This is a genomic window from Paenarthrobacter histidinolovorans, assembly GCF_014647595.1.
Lineage (GTDB): Bacteria > Actinomycetota > Actinomycetes > Actinomycetales > Micrococcaceae > Arthrobacter > Arthrobacter histidinolovorans.
In genome coordinates this window covers 72,954-88,541 of record NZ_BMPM01000012.1, presented here as the reverse complement: position 1 = coordinate 88,541, position 15,588 = coordinate 72,954, and the positions used below count along the sequence as shown (strand labels likewise).

The following is a 15,588-nucleotide window of genomic DNA, read 5'->3' as shown; positions in this document are numbered from 1 at the left end:
GGAGCACGGCCCCGGGGAGAGGCTTCTGCGCTGAATCGGCGAAGTCTGAACCATGCAACACGGACAGCTAATTGTGCACCCAGTCCCGTGATTCTTGGGGGCTCGTGGAGTCCCGCATGCAGCTGAGCCTCGGAATCTCTTATGCTCGACGGACTCTTCAATTAGTTCCGCTGTCTTCGCTGTAGCGTCGGTACTCACCCGAGCGTTATCCCTTGAAAGGAATGCCATGTCCACGACCACACGTTCCGCCGCCGTGACGTTGTCCGCCACCGAACTGCGTGAGCTTCCCGCATGGTTGGCCCTGAAGCAGGCCGCTACAGATTTCCAGCTCATCCAAGCCCGGGACGGGTCCGTGCCGGAGCCGCAGGACAAGGAAACAGCCAAAAAGCTGTCCGCGACGATCCGGAAATCCATCGCAGAACTGGCCCCGCAGTTTTCCCACGACGCAGAGTACCTGGAACGGCTGCAGGACGATTTTGCAGGCTGGGAGAAAGCTGGTTTCGAAGTACCGGACTTCCTTGACGCTCTTCAGGCCTTCCAGCCCCAGCAGCACCGGGCCGACGGTCTGCGCCACCTGGTGGTCTTCCCGATGTACACGCAAAACGGCAGCAGCAACCGTTTCGTGGAAGCGGTGCTAATCGAGGTCGCCTGGCCGGAGTTCATCGACGAACTCGAAACCGGAGAGTACTCCAACGCTCTCTTCCTGCCGATCCGGTTCATCGACTTCACCCCCGGATACGACACCAACTCCGCCGTGCTCTTCCCCGAATCCGTCGCCGTCCGCGAGACACCGCAGTTCACCTGGGGTGCCATCTTCGCCGACCGTGAAGCAGCAAGGTTCCGGCGCGTCCTCCGCTCAGCAGCGGAGATCACTCGGTTGGATCTGCCCGAAGACGCTGCGGGTCTGTTGGATGACCAGCACCTGACTGAGTCCACCTTCGTGATGTGGGACCTGATCCATGACCGGACGCACATGCGCGGTGACCTGCCGTTTGACCCGTTCATGATCAAACAGCGGATGCCCTTCTTCCTGTACACCCTCGAAGAGTTGCGCTGTGACCTCACCGCGTTCCGCGAGTCCGTGAAGATCGAAAAAGACGAGAAAGCTTCCCCAGAAGCACGAAAACACGCCAAGCTCGTCCAGTACGCCGTCATCTTCGACAGGATCTTCCGGTTCGCCATGACCGGCACCCGCGTGCGTAACTATGACGGCCTTGGTGGGCAACTGCTGTTCGCCTGGATGCACCAGCACCACGTCCTGCACTGGACGGACACCAAGCTGACCATCGACTGGGATAACGCAGCTGAAGTTGTCATCGCCCTCGGGCAGGAAATCGAAGATCTCTACTGGCGCTCCATCGACCGTCCCAAGACCGCCCACTGGCTGGCTGCCTACGAGCTGATCTCGGCGACGGTAACACCTCACCCTGCCTCGATCTGGGCAAAGGGACCGGAGGCCCTTCCCCTGGATGGCCCGCCTCGCGGACTGACGGATCTGGTCCTCGACGACGAATTCCCGTACTCGATGTTCTACGAGGCACTCGAGAAGAAGATCAGGGACGTCATCTCCTCCACCTCCGGCATCACGGGCCAAACAGCTCAGACGACGTCCGAAGAGACTGCTGCATGAGCACCACCACCATGACCCGGACCGCCCTTAACATTGTGGTTGCCGGCTCCACCAGCGCCGCTGGCCGGGCTGTCGTGAAGTCACTCGCCAGGCTAGGGGCCAGGATCGCGGCCGTAGACGTCAACGAAGCCGGCGTGGGAGCCCTCGCCAAGGAGTACCCGGAAGTCACACCGTACGTCTGCAACCTGGCGGACCCCGCAGAGGTCACCGCCCTCGCCCAAACTATCCGTGCCGACATCGGCCCTGTCGATGGGCTGATCCATCTCGTCGGAGGATGGCGTGGCGGGGACGGCATCCCTGGCCAACAGGATCAGGACTGGGACGTGCTGCACACCAGTGTGCTCACCACGCTCCGGAACACCTCCCGGGCATTCTACGAGGACCTCGAATCATCAGACAAAGGGCGCTTGGCGATCGTCTCCTCCGTAACAGCGTCAAAGCCGACCGCTGGTGGTGCTTCCTATTCTGCGATCAAGGCTGCCTCCGAGGCATGGGTCTTGGGTGTCGCCGATGGCTTTCACCAGAGCCAGGCTGGCCACAAAACCGCCCCTGTGGGCCAGAAGTCAGCTGCAGTGGTCTTCGTCGTAAAGGCGCTGGTTGATGACGCGATGCGTGAAGCTGCACCACATCGGGCCTTCCCTGGTTACACCGATGTCCAGGAACTCGCCGAACACGTCACGGCACTCTTTGACGCGGACGCCGAAGGGTTGAACGGGACCCGGCAGCACCTGATCTAGCCTTTGGCCGGTACACGGAAGGACATTCATGTCAGCTACAGAACTCACCACAGCCGCCCAGGCGGGCTGGCCCCTGCATGATGCCGGTCTGCGCAACTTTGCCTCGGACAACTACGCCGGGGCGCACCCGGAAGTGCTGGCGGCCTTGATCCAAGCCAATGAAGGGCACCAGCCCGCCTACGGTGAGGACCTCTACACCGAACGGCTCCAGCACGTCATTGGACAGCATTTCGGGCCAAAAGCCCAGGCCTTCCCTGTCTTCAATGGCACCGGAGCGAACGTTTTGGCACTGCAGAGCATGCTGCCCCGCTGGGGAGCAGTCATCTGTGCCGCCTCCGCCCACATCAACACCGATGAAAACGGGGCACCTGAACGGATCGGGGGGCTCAAGCTGTTGCCGGTACCCACCGGCAACGGCAAGCTCACTCCTGAACTGATTGAACAGGAAGCCTGGGGGTGGGGTGATGAACACCGGGCCCAGCCCCTTGCGGTGTCCATCACCCAGACCACCGAATTCGGCACGGCGTACCAAGCCGGGGAGATTAAGGAAATAGCCGATTTCGCCCATGAACGCGGAATGATGTTGCACCTGGACGGTGCCCGTTTGTCCAATGCAGCCGCCCATTTGCAGCGCCCTTTCCATGACTTCACCACCGATGCCGGAGTCGATGTGCTCTCTCTGGGCGGGACGAAGAACGGAATGGTCTTGGGCGAGGCCGTTGTCGTCCTCAACCCTGACGCGGTCAAGGGGGTCAAGTACCTCCGGAAGCTGAACATGCAGCTGGCATCAAAAATGCGGTTCGTTTCGGCACAACTCATCGCACTGTACGAATCCGACCTCTGGTATCGGTCAGCAGCGCACGCGAACACTATGGCCTCGCGGCTACGTGAAGGAATCGAGGGGAACCCGGCAGTGCACCTGACCCAGTCAACACAGGCTAACGCTGTTCTGGCTGTGCTCCCACCTGGTGCAGCCGAGGCTCTGCGGCAAAGATACAGGTTCTACGACTGGGATCCGGCACGCGGAGAAGTACGGTGGATGACGGCGTTCGATACCACCCCTACTGACGTCGACGATTTGCTCGTCGCCATTAATGCAGCAGTCGGAGGTCACCAAGAAACCGTATAGGCATCTGTCCTCCACCGCGGTGCAAATCCAACGCAAAGCCCACGGCCGTAAACCGGCCGTGGGCTTGTGCGTCTAATGTCGATCGCTCCCCCGCGTCCACAGGAAAGGTGCCTGACTGTGTCTCTGGCTCGGCCTTAAGGGCATTCGCTGCCCGGGTGGTCAAGTCTGGAGCAGGCTATGTCGGCTCAACGGACGTGGGGGTACGAAACAGGCGGCAGCCGATGACTCGGCCGCCGCCCGGTTGCCAACAGGGGCTGGCAGAAATCGGGTCAGGAGTTGCTGTCCTCACCGCTGGTGTCGCGAAGACCCATGAGCGTAATGAGTTCCCAAGCCGTGTGTGCTGCGGCCAGACCGGTGACGCCTGCATGGTCGTACGCCGGCGCGACTTCGACAACGTCTGCGCCGACGATGTTCAATCCTCGCAGCTGCCGCAGGACGGCGAAGAATTCCCGGGTGTTGATGCCGGCCACCTCCGGGGTCCCGGTGCCTGGTGCATGGGCAGGGTCGAGAACGTCAATGTCCACAGAGATGTACACGGGCCCGGTGCCGAGACGGCCGCGTACCTGCTCGACGATGCTGGGAATCGAACGCTCCTGGAATTCTTCACTGCGGACGATCTCGAACCCTGCTTTCCGGTCGTCGTCCAACTCGCTCGGGTCGTAGACACCGCCACGGATGCCAACGTGCTGGCATCGGTCCAGGTCCATCAGGCCTTCCTCCGCCGCCCGGCGGAAAGGAGAGCCGTGCCAGATGGATTCTCCGTGCAGCACATCCCACGTGTCCAAGTGCGCATCAAAGTGAAGCACTGCCAACGGTCCGTGCTCCGCCGCGGCCGCCCTCAGCAACGGCAGAGCGATCGTGTGGTCACCACCAAGGGCCATGATCCTGGTGCCCTGGCTCGTGAGCTTCTGGGCTCCCGCCTGGATCGTCGTGACGGCCCGCTCAATTCCGTACGGTCCGACAGGGATGTCGCCGGCATCGACGACCTGCTGGTCCCGGAACGGGTAGGCATCGTGAATCTGGTGGTAAGGATGCAGCTGGCGGGAGTTTTCACGGATGTGGGCCGGGCCGAAACGCGCTCCGGGGCGGAAGCTCGTACCGGAATCGAACGGGATGCCCAACACGGCAACATCTGCCCGCTGGACTTCTTCCAACCGGGGCAGCAGGGCGAACGTCGCGATTCCTGCATACCGGGGCGCCTCGGGGTCGTGTCGTTGTCCAACGATGTCTGATGTGCTCGCCATTGGTTTTCCTCTCTTCTTCAAGCCACGGCGCCCGTCACTGGGTGTGACCAGGAATCAACCGCCGGGCATGCTGCTGAATCGTGGCACGCCTGAAAGGAACACCGCTTCCTGTCCCCGCAATTTCTGAGGCTGAACCCAGCCCTGAGCCGTCGAGGCTCAGAAAATCTAAGGCTTACGTGAGCTGAGCCACATTCTTTTTATGGTTGGGATCAGGCAATAGGCAGGCCTCCGGCCCGGCCCGTTACTACGCGATATGTACCCTCCTAACTAAGGCAGAGCATGATTCCATCCCATAGGCCCTTCGGTACGGTTCCGGCCATCCACGCGCTGAGCGTACCGGCGATAGCGCCTTGCATGACAGCGCCCCTGGCCGGTTCAGCCATCGCCGTTCGCGCGGACCGCCACCAGCAACAATCCGTATCCTCCCCCCATCACGATACGGAGGACGCGGCGTGAAAACCCAGACAGCTGAAACCACCGCGCCCGACGGGACCAAGGCGCCGGCTCTGATCGACGCAATTCCCGTAAGGCACCCTGGACGGTGGGTAGGTGCGGGGATCCTCGTTCTCCTCGTGGCGCTGATCGGCCAAAACCTTGCAACAAATCCCCAATTCCATTGGGATACTGTCGGGCTGTACCTCCTGGACATCAACGTGATCCGTGGCGTGGGGTGGACACTGTTGCTCACAGTTCTGTCCATGGCTTTGGCCGTAGGCTTGGCCATACTGCTGGCGTTCATGCGCCAATCAGATAACCCGATCTTCCGGTGGACCTCGTGGTTCTGGGTCTGGTTTTTCCGCGGAACTCCCGTCTACACGCAACTCATCTTTTGGGGGCTCGTCGCCGTCCTCTACCCCAAAATCGCAGTCGGCGTCCCCTTCGGACCGGAGCTGTTCAGCTTCACCACCCAGGACGTCCTCACAGCCTTCTGGGCGGCAGTCCTCGGACTCGGACTCAACGAATCCGCGTACCTCGCTGAAATCTTCCGAGCAGGTTTGAAATCCGTGGACAAAGGCCAGATGGAAGCGGCAGAAGCCCTGGGCATGAGGAAAGGGAAGATCATGTGGCGCATCATCCTTCCCCAAGCGATGCGCGTCATCGTGCCGCCGACAGGCAACGAAACCATTGGCATGCTCAAAACGACGTCGCTTGTCCTGGCCGTTCCATTCACCCTTGACCTGACGTTTGTCACCAACTCGCTCGCTAACCGCACCTACCTTCCTATTCCGCTGCTCATCGTCTCCGCCGCCTGGTACCTCTTCATCACCAGCCTCCTCATGGTCGGCCAGCACTTCATCGAGAAGCACTACGGCAAAGGCATCGACAACCTCGCACCCGCCGCAGTGAATCCTGCGGCACTGAAAGCAGCGAAAGCCGTCACTGCGACTAAAACCAACGAGATCCCTGAGGAGAGCGGACGATGAGTTCAGCCACCACCGACACCAATCTGTCACCGACTCCGACAACCAGTCCCTTAGTAAGAATTGAGGGACTGCACAAGTACTACGGGCACCACCACGTGCTCCAAGGCATTGACATGACCGTCAACGAAGGCGAGGTCGCTGTTCTTATCGGCCCCTCGGGCTCCGGGAAGTCAACACTGCTGCGCTGCATCAACCAACTCGAAACCATCAGTGCCGGCCGAATCTACGTCGACGATGAACTTGTCGGATACAAAGACAAGGCCGGCCGGCTCCATGAGCTGAACGTCAAGGACATCGCACGCCAACGCCGCAACATCGGCATGGTCTTCCAGCGCTTCAACCTATTCGGGCACAAGACCGCGCTGGAGAACGTCATCGAAGCGCCAGTCCACGTCAAGGGTCAGCCCAGAATTACCGCGAAGCGCAAGGCTTTGGAACTTTTGGACCGGGTCGGGCTGGCCTCGCGAGCCGATTACTACCCCGCTCAGCTCTCCGGCGGCCAGCAGCAACGAGTAGCCATCGCCCGGGCACTAGCCATGGAACCCGAACTGATGCTGTTCGATGAACCCACTTCAGCCCTGGATCCCGAACTCGTAGGCGACGTCCTGACGGTCATGAAAGACCTGGCGAAGTCCGGAATGACAATGGTCGTCGTCACCCACGAGATTGGCTTTGCCCGGGAAGTTGGCGACACCCTGACCTTCATGGACGGCGGCGTGGTCGTCGAATCCGGCGACCCCAGGGACGTCATCGCAAACCCCCAACAAGAACGCACGATCAACTTCCTCAGCAAAGTACTCTGAAACCGCGCTTGAGCTGACGCTGACCCCAATGACAATCTATGTGATCCCGGCGCAGAGCTGGGATCACATAGGCCATCTACCGCAGCGGCAACCCGACGCGCATCATCCCAGCGCTTACTACGACTTGTTACTAACAAGGCATGCCGCGGGACGCTCCGCACGATTTAGCGACGCGACCTGGCTTCCACCGTCGACGTGGCTGACAGCACCGAACCCAAAAGGCCACCACATATTGGAGACGAATGACCCACGAAACATTGGATGCCGGCGCAACGCTGCCCGCTGAAGCCATCGACGCCATTGAGCGGGCCGCCACGGCCGCCCACCCGCACGAGGAACTGTTCTCCGCGCGGGCCGCCAACATCAAGCAGTCTGCCGTTCGCGATGTCTTTGACATCTCGATGCGGCCGGGGCTTGTCTCCCTTGCCGGCGGCAACCCGTACTTGCAGTCCCTGCCCCTGGACAAACTGGGCCAAACGGCAGCCCGCATCATCGCGGAAGAAGGCATGACAGCCCTGCAGTACGGCGGCGGCCAAGGCACCGAAGAGTTGCGCGCCCAGATCTGCGACATCATGGCCGCCGAGGGCATCGCGGATGCGCTCCCCGAAAACGTGGTCATCACCGCAGGATCGCAGTCAGCTCAGGACGTTGCCACCAAGGTCTTCTGCAACCCCGGCGATGTTGTGATGGTGGAGAACCCCACATATGTAGGCGCCCTGAACACGTTCGAGGCGTACCAGGTTCAGGTGGAACCGATCGAAATGGACGACGACGGCCTGGTACCGGAACTGCTTGAGGCCAGGATCGCGGCACTCCAGTCAGAGGGCAAGAACATCAAGTTCCTCTACACGATCCCCAACTTCAACAACCCCTCCGGCATCACCTTGGCCGAGGAGCGCAGGCAGCGGATCGTCGATATATGCCGCGACGCGAATATTATTGTTCTCGAGGACAACCCCTATGGACTGCTGCGGTTTGACGGGCACCCGATCGCGCCCATGCGGGCGGCCAACCCGGACGACGTCATATACCTCAGCTCATTCTCCAAAATCTTCGCCCCGGGACTACGCATCGGCTGGGCACTGGTTCCTGCGCATCTCCAGCGGCGTTTCTACCTAGCTTCAGAGGCTGTGGCACTCTGCCCGCCGCCACTGAACCAGATGCTCGTCTCGGCATACCTCCGCGATTATGACTGGGAAGGCCAGATCGACACCTACCGCAAGCTCTACGCAGAGCGCTGCGAGGCCCTCCTGTCCGCGCTGGACGAGTACATGCCCCAAGGCCTCACCTGGACACGACCGGACGGCGGCTTCTTCGTGTGGGTCACCCTTCCCGAAGGCGTTGATACTTACCCACTGCTCGCGAAGGCCATCGATACGGGCGTGGTATTCATTCCCGGCGCGGCGTTCACACCGGCAGACGGACCCTCCAACAAGCTCCGCCTCGCCTTTAGCGCAGTCCCCCCGGAAACCATAGCCGAAGGCGTTCGCCGACTTACCACGGTCCTTGCAGATGCAATCCAAACTGCGGACCCGAATAGTCCTACCTCTATGTCAAAGTGATTTTCGAGGTTGTGGCTCTGGACCACAGTGCCTCTCACAGTCAAAAAGACACTGATCTCATAATCAAACCCGCACCCAGCGGGGGAGACGCAAACGCCAACAGGAACAGCCACACCCAGGCCCCTCCCGGCACACCAAGGGGAGGTATTGACCGTCGAATAAAGGACAATGAAAGTGCACGAGAGTATCAATTTCAAGGGGGAAGTTGCAACCATCGAGCCCCGGCTGATCGCCTTGCGACGAGAGTTGCACCAAGTACCTGAAATGGGCAACGACCTCCCCCTGACGCAAGCCCTCGTACTGCAAGCACTCAACGGTCTGCCATTGGAAGTACACACAGGTCGTTTACTGACCTCCGTGGTGGCCGTACTGCGTGGTCGTGGCCAAGTGCCCAACGATACCCGCCGGCCAACGATACTCTTGCGCGGAGACATGGACGGACTGCCCCTCACTGAAGAAACCGGCCTTCCGTTCGCCTCCACGAACGGATTCATGCACGCCTGCGGCCACGACTTGCACACCGCCGGTCTTATCGGTGCCGCGATACTTCTGTCCGCGCATTTAGACGACATTCCCGGAGACGTGGTCTTCATGTTCCAACCAGGAGAAGAAGGCCCGGGAGGGGCCGAACCAATGATCGCCGAAGGGGTGCTGGAGGTCACAGGCCAACGTCCCGATGCCGTATACGGTCTCCATGTCGTCGCCCACAAAACCGCCGGAGAATTCTCCATTCGGCCGAAGACCATCATGGCCGGCGTTGGGGAGTTGGAAATTACCGTGACCGGCCGTGGAGGGCACGGTGCCGAACCCCACAAGAGCATGGATCCGGTACCTGTAGCCTGCGAGATCGTGCTGGCCTTACAAAGCTACCTCTCGCGGCGCGTCAATGTCTTCGACCCCATTGTCATCACCGTCGGTGAAATCCATGCCGGATCGGCAGTCAACATCATCCCGGATTCGGCCACACTCAAAGGCTCTGTCAGGGTTCTCTCCGACGCCGCCTTCGATCAGCTCGCAAGAGACCTCCCCTTGCTTTCAGACGGTATCGCCCAAGCTCATGGGTGCCTCGCTGAAACGAGAGTAGAAAAGTTCTATCCGCCCACCGTTAACGATCCTGACGAGACAGCCTTCGTCGTCGAGGAGCTGACAGCCATGTACGGACCAGACAGGGTAAAAATCCTGGAACATCCCTGGATGGCTTCCGAGGACTTTTCCTTGTTGCTCCAGCAGGTGCCAGGAGCCTTCATCCTTCTTGGGGCCAACCCGGGCCAGCTGGCGAAAGAACCACTAACCAACCACTCCCCCGAGGTCGTGTTTGATGACGTGGTCTTGGCGGACGCGGCAGTGATTCTGGCACAGTTGGCATACGACCGAGTCGTCTCCTACATCCGACCAACGGCGGGAGTTAAGACGCTCTGATCGAATGCCCCCACAGCTGCGGCCATTGATCACCTTGAGGCACTGACAAAGGTATCCGAATACCTACGAACCGAGTTATGCCAGGGGCTGGACGAACTAACCCGACGCATACCCCCACCCCGCGTAGAAGAGAAATGGGGCGCCTAAGCGCAGTCAGTAACCACAGGTGGATTCCGAGATGCCGCACCTGTCGAGGATCCACCGGAGTTCGGTCCTGACGGACGCCTGAATTCGCGTGCTTGACGCAGCAATTTCTCAAAAAGTAATCATTGAGTACATGAGTGCCGCTCTCTCGGCCACACCCTGACAACGGAACAGCGCCAGCACTCCGTACCTAGGCCCGATCAGAAAAATTTCGCAGGACTACATATGGGTGCTTATCGGCCCTGCAAGCATGGGAGTAGAAGTCGCTGCGACAGCTCCGTTCCTCAACGAATTGAACATCTCCGTTGGTCTGGGCAGTTTTGCTGGAGTCACTCGTCTCTGCACCAATGACCCGCGCCCAGGCAGCGGCCATCTGTGCAAACTCGCTGTCCCGAGGCGCACCCCACCGCCTTCCCTGCCCACTCCTAGGGTTCATGAAGGGCCACAACGGGACCTGAATGAATACAAGTTTGGCGGCGATGATGGCCGCACCTCTGCGAATCAGTCTTGAGGTGTCCAGAGCCTCCCTCAATTGTTGCGAGAGAGGGAGGCTCTGGGGCTTATTCCTCGCTACCGGACTCTTGGTACTAAGCCAGGCGTGATCGCCCTGGGCTTCCCACTCGGAGACCGGCTCTGAGAGCGTGTATTCAACGAAGACTCAAATCGCCGTGGTGCCATCGCTGCTTGAGGCCCGGGCGAGCAGTTGTGCCAGGTGAATACCTTTTCTGTCGGTGAGGTCCGCCAACTGAGTGCGGCACGAATAGCCATCTGTGAGGATTACCGTCTCCGGCTCAGCGGCTTGTACAGCGGGCAGCAATTGTTGTTCTGCAACGGCCACGGAGACGTCGTAATGTCCTCTCTCGACGCCGAAGTTGCCGGCAAGCCCGCAGCAACCCCCGAGTTTCTGTACGTTGGCGCCGGCTGTCTGAAGGAGTTGCGCGTCAGGGCTCCACCCCATGACGGCGTGGTGGTGGCAGTGCGGTTGGGCCACGATCTTTTGGCCGGTCAGCGATGGGGGCGTCCAGTCCGGATCTGCGGTCAGGAACTCAGCAAGAGTCCGTGTCATCGAAGCGACCAACGAAGCGTTGCTCGTCTGCAGCAGCTCCGATGCTTCGGACCGTAAAACGCCCGTGCATGAGGGTTCCAAGCCCACTATCGGAATGCCTGATCCGGCCACATGTGCCAGTTCCTCGACGGTATTTCCGACGATACGGCGGGCAGCGTCAAGTTGCCCTGTCGAAATCCACGTCAATCCGCAGCATAGTGGCTGGTCCGGTAGCTGTACTGTGTAGCCGGCGTTTTCGAGGACCTGGACCGCGGCATGCCCCACTTCGGGCGAAAAGTAGTTGGTAAATGAATCTGCCCACAGCAGTACTGGTCCCTTGCTGCCCCGCGGAGGATTCTGCGGTCCAGCAGGATCTGCGGTGGTGCGCCTTTCCCGTGCCCGGAACCAGGCGTGAAATGTCGTCTCAGCGAACAGGGGTATTGAGCGCCTGCTGTCGATGCCCGCCAGCCTGAGCCCAAGGCTGCCTGCACCGGGAATCCGAGCAAGGGTGTTCACTAGTCGAGGAACCAGAGAGGCGAGCTTTGCCCAGCGGGGCAGCCATCCGAGGGAGTAGTGCGTGACGGGCCGGATGCGTCCTCGGTAGCTCTGATGGAGCGTCTCAGCCTTATACGCCGCCATATCAACGCCGGTAGGACAATCTGAAGCGCAGCCCTTGCATGACAAACACAGATCCAGAGCATCATGGACCTCGGGTGACCGCCAGCCCTTCCCGCCCTGGTTGATCATTTCCTGGAGGACCCTTGCTCTCCCCCGGGTGGAGTCCTTTTCTTCACGGGTGGCCAGGTAGGAGGGGCACATTACACCGGTCCCGTCCGTGTTGTCAGCGCGGCACCGCCCGACTCCTGTGCATCGGTGAACAGCCTGGCTGAAGTCCCCGCCGTCATGAAAGTAGCTGAAGCCCAGTCCGGCTGTGACGGGTTTCGCCTCAGCGACGCGGATGTCGGCATCGAGTGGCTGCGGATCGACAATTATTCCGGGGTTCAGAATGTTTTCCGGGTCCAGAATGCCCTTGACCTTCGTGAAAAGCTCAATGGCGTTGGACGAATACATGTAGGGCAGAAGTTCGCTGCGGGCTCGCCCATCCCCGTGTTCGCCGGAGAGTGATCCTCCGTATCCAGCTACGAGCTTCGCGGCGTCCGTCATAAATTGCCTAAAGATCTGGGTGCCGTCGTTTCCGCCGAATGGAAAGTCCAAACGGACATGAATGCATCCGTCGCCGAAGTGGCCGTAGGGGAACCCGTCAAGTTTGTGGTCCAAGAGCAGCTGGTCGAAATCACGTAAGTAGTCGCCGAGCCTGGCCGGCGGGACTGCCGCGTCCTCCCATCCTGAGTGGGCTGGAGCCCCTGAAGGTGATCGACCGGCCAGGCCGGCGCCATCTTCCCGGATCTTCCACAGCGCTGCGGATTCCTTCCGATCTGTGACGATGCGGGAAGAAGAGGGCCTGAGCTGGCTGAGCGCCTTGGCGCGGTCCAGAACCTCTGATTGGTCATCGCCTGCAAGCTCTACGAAAAGCCAGGAGCTGCCCGTTGGCAGATCCGGCACAGAGGAAACTCCGTGTTTAGCGCGGACAATGTCGACAATTCGTGAATCAAGACCTTCGCAGGCGATGGGGTGGTAAGGAAGCACGTCCATCACTGCATCGCCTGCGTCGCCGATGGTGGGGTACCCCAAGACCACCATTACCCGGTGGCCCGGTTCGGAAACGAGTCGAACGCCCGCTTCCAAGACAACGGCCAGTGTCCCTTCGCTGCCCACCAAGGCACGGCGCAGATCGAATTTGTGTTCAGGCAGAAGGTTTTCCAGAGCATAGCCAGAGACTTGGCGGCCAAACCGGCCGAGTTCGGTTCGGATGGTCCCCAATTCTCCTTGAACGAGTCTCTTCAAGGCATCCGTTTCACCTGTTGATGGTGTTCCGTTTTGGTCCAGGAGAAGGCGGGTTCCCGTTCCCGTTATGACGTCCAGATGCGTCACGTTGTCGACGGTTCGACCATACGCCAGGGTTCGAGAGCCGCAGGCGTTGTTTCCAATCATCCCGCCGATGGTGCAGCGGCTGTGCGTTGAGGGGTCCGGGCCGAAGCGAAGTCCCAGAGCCAGGACTTGCTTTTGCAGGCCTGCGTGCACCGTGCCTGGCTGAACGACGGCTGTGCGGGTTTCAGGGTCAATGCTCAGCACCTTGTTCATGTATCTGCTGAAGTCGAGAACGAGCCCTGCACCGACAGCATTTCCTGCCACTGATGTTCCGGCACCACGGGAGGTAAGAGGGATTCCCCTGGTTCGGCACACGTCGAGGGCCGCCATGACATCGTCTGCCCGTTGAGGAAAGGCCACGACGCTCGGGCGGGCACGATACAAGGATGCATCGCTCGAATATGCCGATCTCGTAGTTTCATCGTCTCGAACGTCTACGATTCCGGCACGGCGGAGTGCCGTCGCCAGCGAGCGGGGGCTTTCCAAAGCTGTCATGACTAACATGCTACATGTTAGTGCGGTCGTCCAACTAGACTGACTTTATGGAAAGCCCCACCAGTTCGGTACTGGACGCCCTTAATCGAAACCCGTCGTCACTGACGGACCTAACAATCAGCGCGGTACGACAAGGTGTAGCGAACGGAGCCTTGCAGCCCGGTGAGCTCTACTCCGTGTACAAGCTTGCCGAAGACCTGGGCATCTCAAGGAGCCCCGTTCGGGAAGCACTCTTGCGCCTGGCCGAGACCGGCATGGTCAAAATTGAGCGCAACCGAGGTTTTCGGGTAGTCCTGCCGAGCCCTCGGGACATCGCCGAAATCTTCTCGATCCGTTTGGCTTTGGAAGTGCCGGCGGCTCGACGGGCTGCCAATCACTCAGAACCTGCCCCCCGCTCAAAGGTGAGGCAACAATACAAATCGCTGGAACTTGCGGCAGAATCCCAGGACATCGCGGCTTTCGAACAACACGATCAGCAACTTCATGCCTTGCTCATCGCCGGGCAAGGGGGACATCGAACGGTGCGTCTGGTAAACAGTCTCCGCGACTCCACCCGAATGCTGGGCGTCTCGACAATGGGCCAGGAACGGACGCTGGAGGAAATCTCGCTCGAACACCTGCCCATCGTCGAGGCTTTTGAAGCGGGCGACGGAGAGGCTGCAGCCGCATCTATGAAGGAGCACCTAACGGCGACTGGCCGCCTTTTGATTCAGAAAGCACTGAAGGCGACCGGTAGCGGTGATTCTGTCGATCAGATATGGTCCGAGTTCGCCGATTAGGACTTCACATGGACCCAATGAAGAAATACTTGGCCTTAAGCATGTTCTTGCATGTGCTGGCCTCCGGCACCAACCTTGAGCGTGAGGGGCTTTCCGGTGCAACTTGGCTGGCAGACTCCTTTGCGCTTAACTAATCCTTATGCTCAATCCCCAGCATTTGAGAACTCTGATTGTGGTCGTTCGAACTGGATCTTTCGCGGCGGCTGCCCGGCATCTCGGCTATTCGGGATCAGCAGTGTCCCAGCAGATGTCGCTCCTTGAACGTTCCGTGAAGATGACCTTGTTCGAGCGGGATGCAAAGGGAATTCGCCCTACACCCCTGGCCGGTTTCTTGGCAGAACAGGCGCGTGAACCGCTGGCCGCGTTCGGAGCGTTGGAGGAAGAGGTGCGGTCCATCTCTGCTGGGACCACCGGCAGAGTGCGCTTGGGCAGCTTTCCAACGGCCAGTCAGCATCTTCTGCCCGGAGCCTTGGCCACTTTTATTAAGTCCTACCCAAAGATCGACATCGAATTGGATGAAGGCGAACCGGCTACTCTCGTGCCGTTACTGATGGACCGAGAGCTGGATCTGGCCCTTGTCTACCACTATGACCTTGTTCCGGCCGCCTGGCCGAAGGCACTCAAGAGCACGCCTCTGCTGAGCGAGGAACTAACGCTTCTGCTCCCGGAAGGACACCCCTTTGAAGACACTCAGATCCGCCTCGAAGATCTACGGTCCCAGGTTTGGGTTGCCACCGGCGAGAGCACCTCGGGGGCCCGGTCTCTTCGGAGAGCCTGCGCCTCAGCTGGATTTGAACCGAACGTAAATTTCCGCAGCGACGACTACGATGTGGTCCGAGGGTTCGTCCGTTCGGGATTGGGCATTGCTCTAGTGCCGGCACTCGGCCATGTAGCCAGTGACGGCATCTCATCGGCGAAGGTTACGGATCTGACGGTTCAGCGGCACGTGGTGGCGCTTTATCCTCCTACGAGCGTGAACCCGGCCCTGCACGTTGCCGTGTCGGCGCTCTTGGCGGCTGCTGCCGCCGCCGCGGCCGACATTGAAGGAGTCCAGGCGCGTTAACTGCGGCACACCGAGTGAGTTTGCCGCCAAGGCTAAGGAGTTCTTGGCCAAGGTCCATCAAGTGTGGGACTCGACCTATGGCATCCGAGGTTAAGTCAGGCAATCCTGAAACGGATTGATACTGC

The 15,588-nt window shown here is 60.1% G+C and carries 11 protein-coding genes; 9 read left to right on the top strand and 2 right to left on the bottom strand.

The features are described from left to right. Nucleotides 1-226 precede the first annotated feature (226 nt). The 3 genes from IEY62_RS20790 to IEY62_RS20780 are packed head-to-tail and all read left to right on the top strand — an operon-like array spanning nt 227 to nt 3,496. Complete coding sequence (locus IEY62_RS20790; protein WP_189021305.1) at nt 227-1,630, top strand: DUF6421 family protein; 1,404 nt, start codon at nt 227-229, stop codon at nt 1,628-1,630. After that, the gene (locus tag IEY62_RS20785) at nt 1,627-2,367 is read left to right on the top strand and encodes an SDR family NAD(P)-dependent oxidoreductase (RefSeq protein WP_229785491.1); all 741 of its coding nucleotides are present in this window, start codon (nt 1,627-1,629) and stop codon (nt 2,365-2,367) included. The genes IEY62_RS20790 and IEY62_RS20785 overlap by 4 nt, the downstream gene beginning before the upstream one ends. Before the next feature lie 28 nt (nt 2,368-2,395). Further along, nucleotides 2,396-3,496 carry a threonine aldolase family protein gene (locus tag IEY62_RS20780; RefSeq protein WP_189021304.1) on the top strand — a complete coding sequence of 367 codons (1,101 nt, stop codon included), beginning with the start codon at nt 2,396-2,398 and terminating at the stop codon, nt 3,494-3,496. 269 nt (nt 3,497-3,765) lie between these two features. Here IEY62_RS20780 and speB read toward each other — a convergent pair whose 3' ends face one another. Further along, a complete protein-coding gene (gene speB / locus IEY62_RS20775; protein ID WP_189021303.1) occupies nt 3,766-4,740 on the bottom strand; it encodes an agmatinase in 975 nt (324 codons plus the stop codon). Nucleotides 4,741-5,192: 452 nt separating this feature from the next. Between speB and IEY62_RS20770 the strand changes: the two genes are divergently transcribed. The 4 genes from IEY62_RS20770 (at nt 5,193) to IEY62_RS20755 (ending at nt 9,948) form a co-directional block, all read left to right on the top strand. Then, the gene (locus tag IEY62_RS20770) at nt 5,193-6,164 is read left to right on the top strand and encodes an amino acid ABC transporter permease (protein ID WP_189021302.1); all 972 of its coding nucleotides are present in this window, start codon (nt 5,193-5,195) and stop codon (nt 6,162-6,164) included. Next, a complete protein-coding gene (locus IEY62_RS20765; protein ID WP_189021301.1) occupies nt 6,161-6,967 on the top strand; it encodes an amino acid ABC transporter ATP-binding protein in 807 nt (268 codons plus the stop codon). The genes IEY62_RS20770 and IEY62_RS20765 overlap by 4 nt, the downstream gene beginning before the upstream one ends. Nucleotides 6,968-7,209: 242 nt before the next feature. Next, nucleotides 7,210-8,529: an aminotransferase-like domain-containing protein gene (locus IEY62_RS20760; protein WP_189021300.1), complete on the top strand. Its 1,320-nt coding sequence runs from the start codon at nt 7,210-7,212 to the stop codon at nt 8,527-8,529. 174 nt (nt 8,530-8,703) lie between these two features. Continuing rightward, a complete protein-coding gene (locus tag IEY62_RS20755) occupies nt 8,704-9,948 on the top strand; it encodes a M20 metallopeptidase family protein (RefSeq protein ID WP_407671508.1) in 1,245 nt (414 codons plus the stop codon). A gap of 802 nt (nt 9,949-10,750) precedes the next feature. On the opposite strand, the gene IEY62_RS20750 is transcribed toward IEY62_RS20755, so the two are convergent. Then, entirely contained in the window at nt 10,751-13,621 is a 2,871-nt protein-coding gene (locus IEY62_RS20750; RefSeq protein ID WP_189021298.1) for an FAD-binding and (Fe-S)-binding domain-containing protein, read from the bottom strand. Nucleotides 13,622-13,668: 47 nt separating this feature from the next. On the opposite strand from IEY62_RS20750, the gene IEY62_RS20745 reads away from it, so the two are divergent. Together IEY62_RS20745 and IEY62_RS20740 are read left to right on the top strand one after the other, a co-directional pair. Continuing rightward, nucleotides 13,669-14,400, top strand: coding sequence for a GntR family transcriptional regulator (locus IEY62_RS20745; protein WP_189021297.1), 732 nt, complete (start codon nt 13,669-13,671; stop codon nt 14,398-14,400). Nucleotides 14,401-14,539: 139 nt separating this feature from the next. Continuing rightward, nucleotides 14,540-15,463 (top strand): LysR family transcriptional regulator, encoded by a 924-nt coding sequence (locus IEY62_RS20740; RefSeq protein WP_189021296.1) that lies wholly within the window; start codon nt 14,540-14,542, stop codon nt 15,461-15,463. Nucleotides 15,464-15,588: the final 125 nt, after the last annotated feature.

Bases quoted from the DNA above. Each gene is read 5' to 3' on its own strand.
- IEY62_RS20790 (WP_189021305.1), top strand. From the start codon at position 227: ATGTCCACGACCACACGTTCCGCCGCCGTGACGTTGTCCGCCACCGAA.
- IEY62_RS20785 (WP_229785491.1), top strand. From the start codon at position 1,627: ATGAGCACCACCACCATGACCCGGACCGCCCTTAACATTGTGGTTGCC.
- IEY62_RS20780 (WP_189021304.1), top strand. From the start codon at position 2,396: ATGTCAGCTACAGAACTCACCACAGCCGCCCAGGCGGGCTGGCCCCTG.
- speB (WP_189021303.1), bottom strand. From the start codon at position 4,740: ATGGCGAGCACATCAGACATCGTTGGACAACGACACGACCCCGAGGCG.
- IEY62_RS20765 (WP_189021301.1), top strand. From the start codon at position 6,161: ATGAGTTCAGCCACCACCGACACCAATCTGTCACCGACTCCGACAACC.
- IEY62_RS20760 (WP_189021300.1), top strand. From the start codon at position 7,210: ATGACCCACGAAACATTGGATGCCGGCGCAACGCTGCCCGCTGAAGCC.
- IEY62_RS20750 (WP_189021298.1), bottom strand. From the start codon at position 13,621: ATGACAGCTTTGGAAAGCCCCCGCTCGCTGGCGACGGCACTCCGCCGT.
- IEY62_RS20745 (WP_189021297.1), top strand. From the start codon at position 13,669: ATGGAAAGCCCCACCAGTTCGGTACTGGACGCCCTTAATCGAAACCCG.
- IEY62_RS20740 (WP_189021296.1), top strand. From the start codon at position 14,540: ATGCTCAATCCCCAGCATTTGAGAACTCTGATTGTGGTCGTTCGAACT.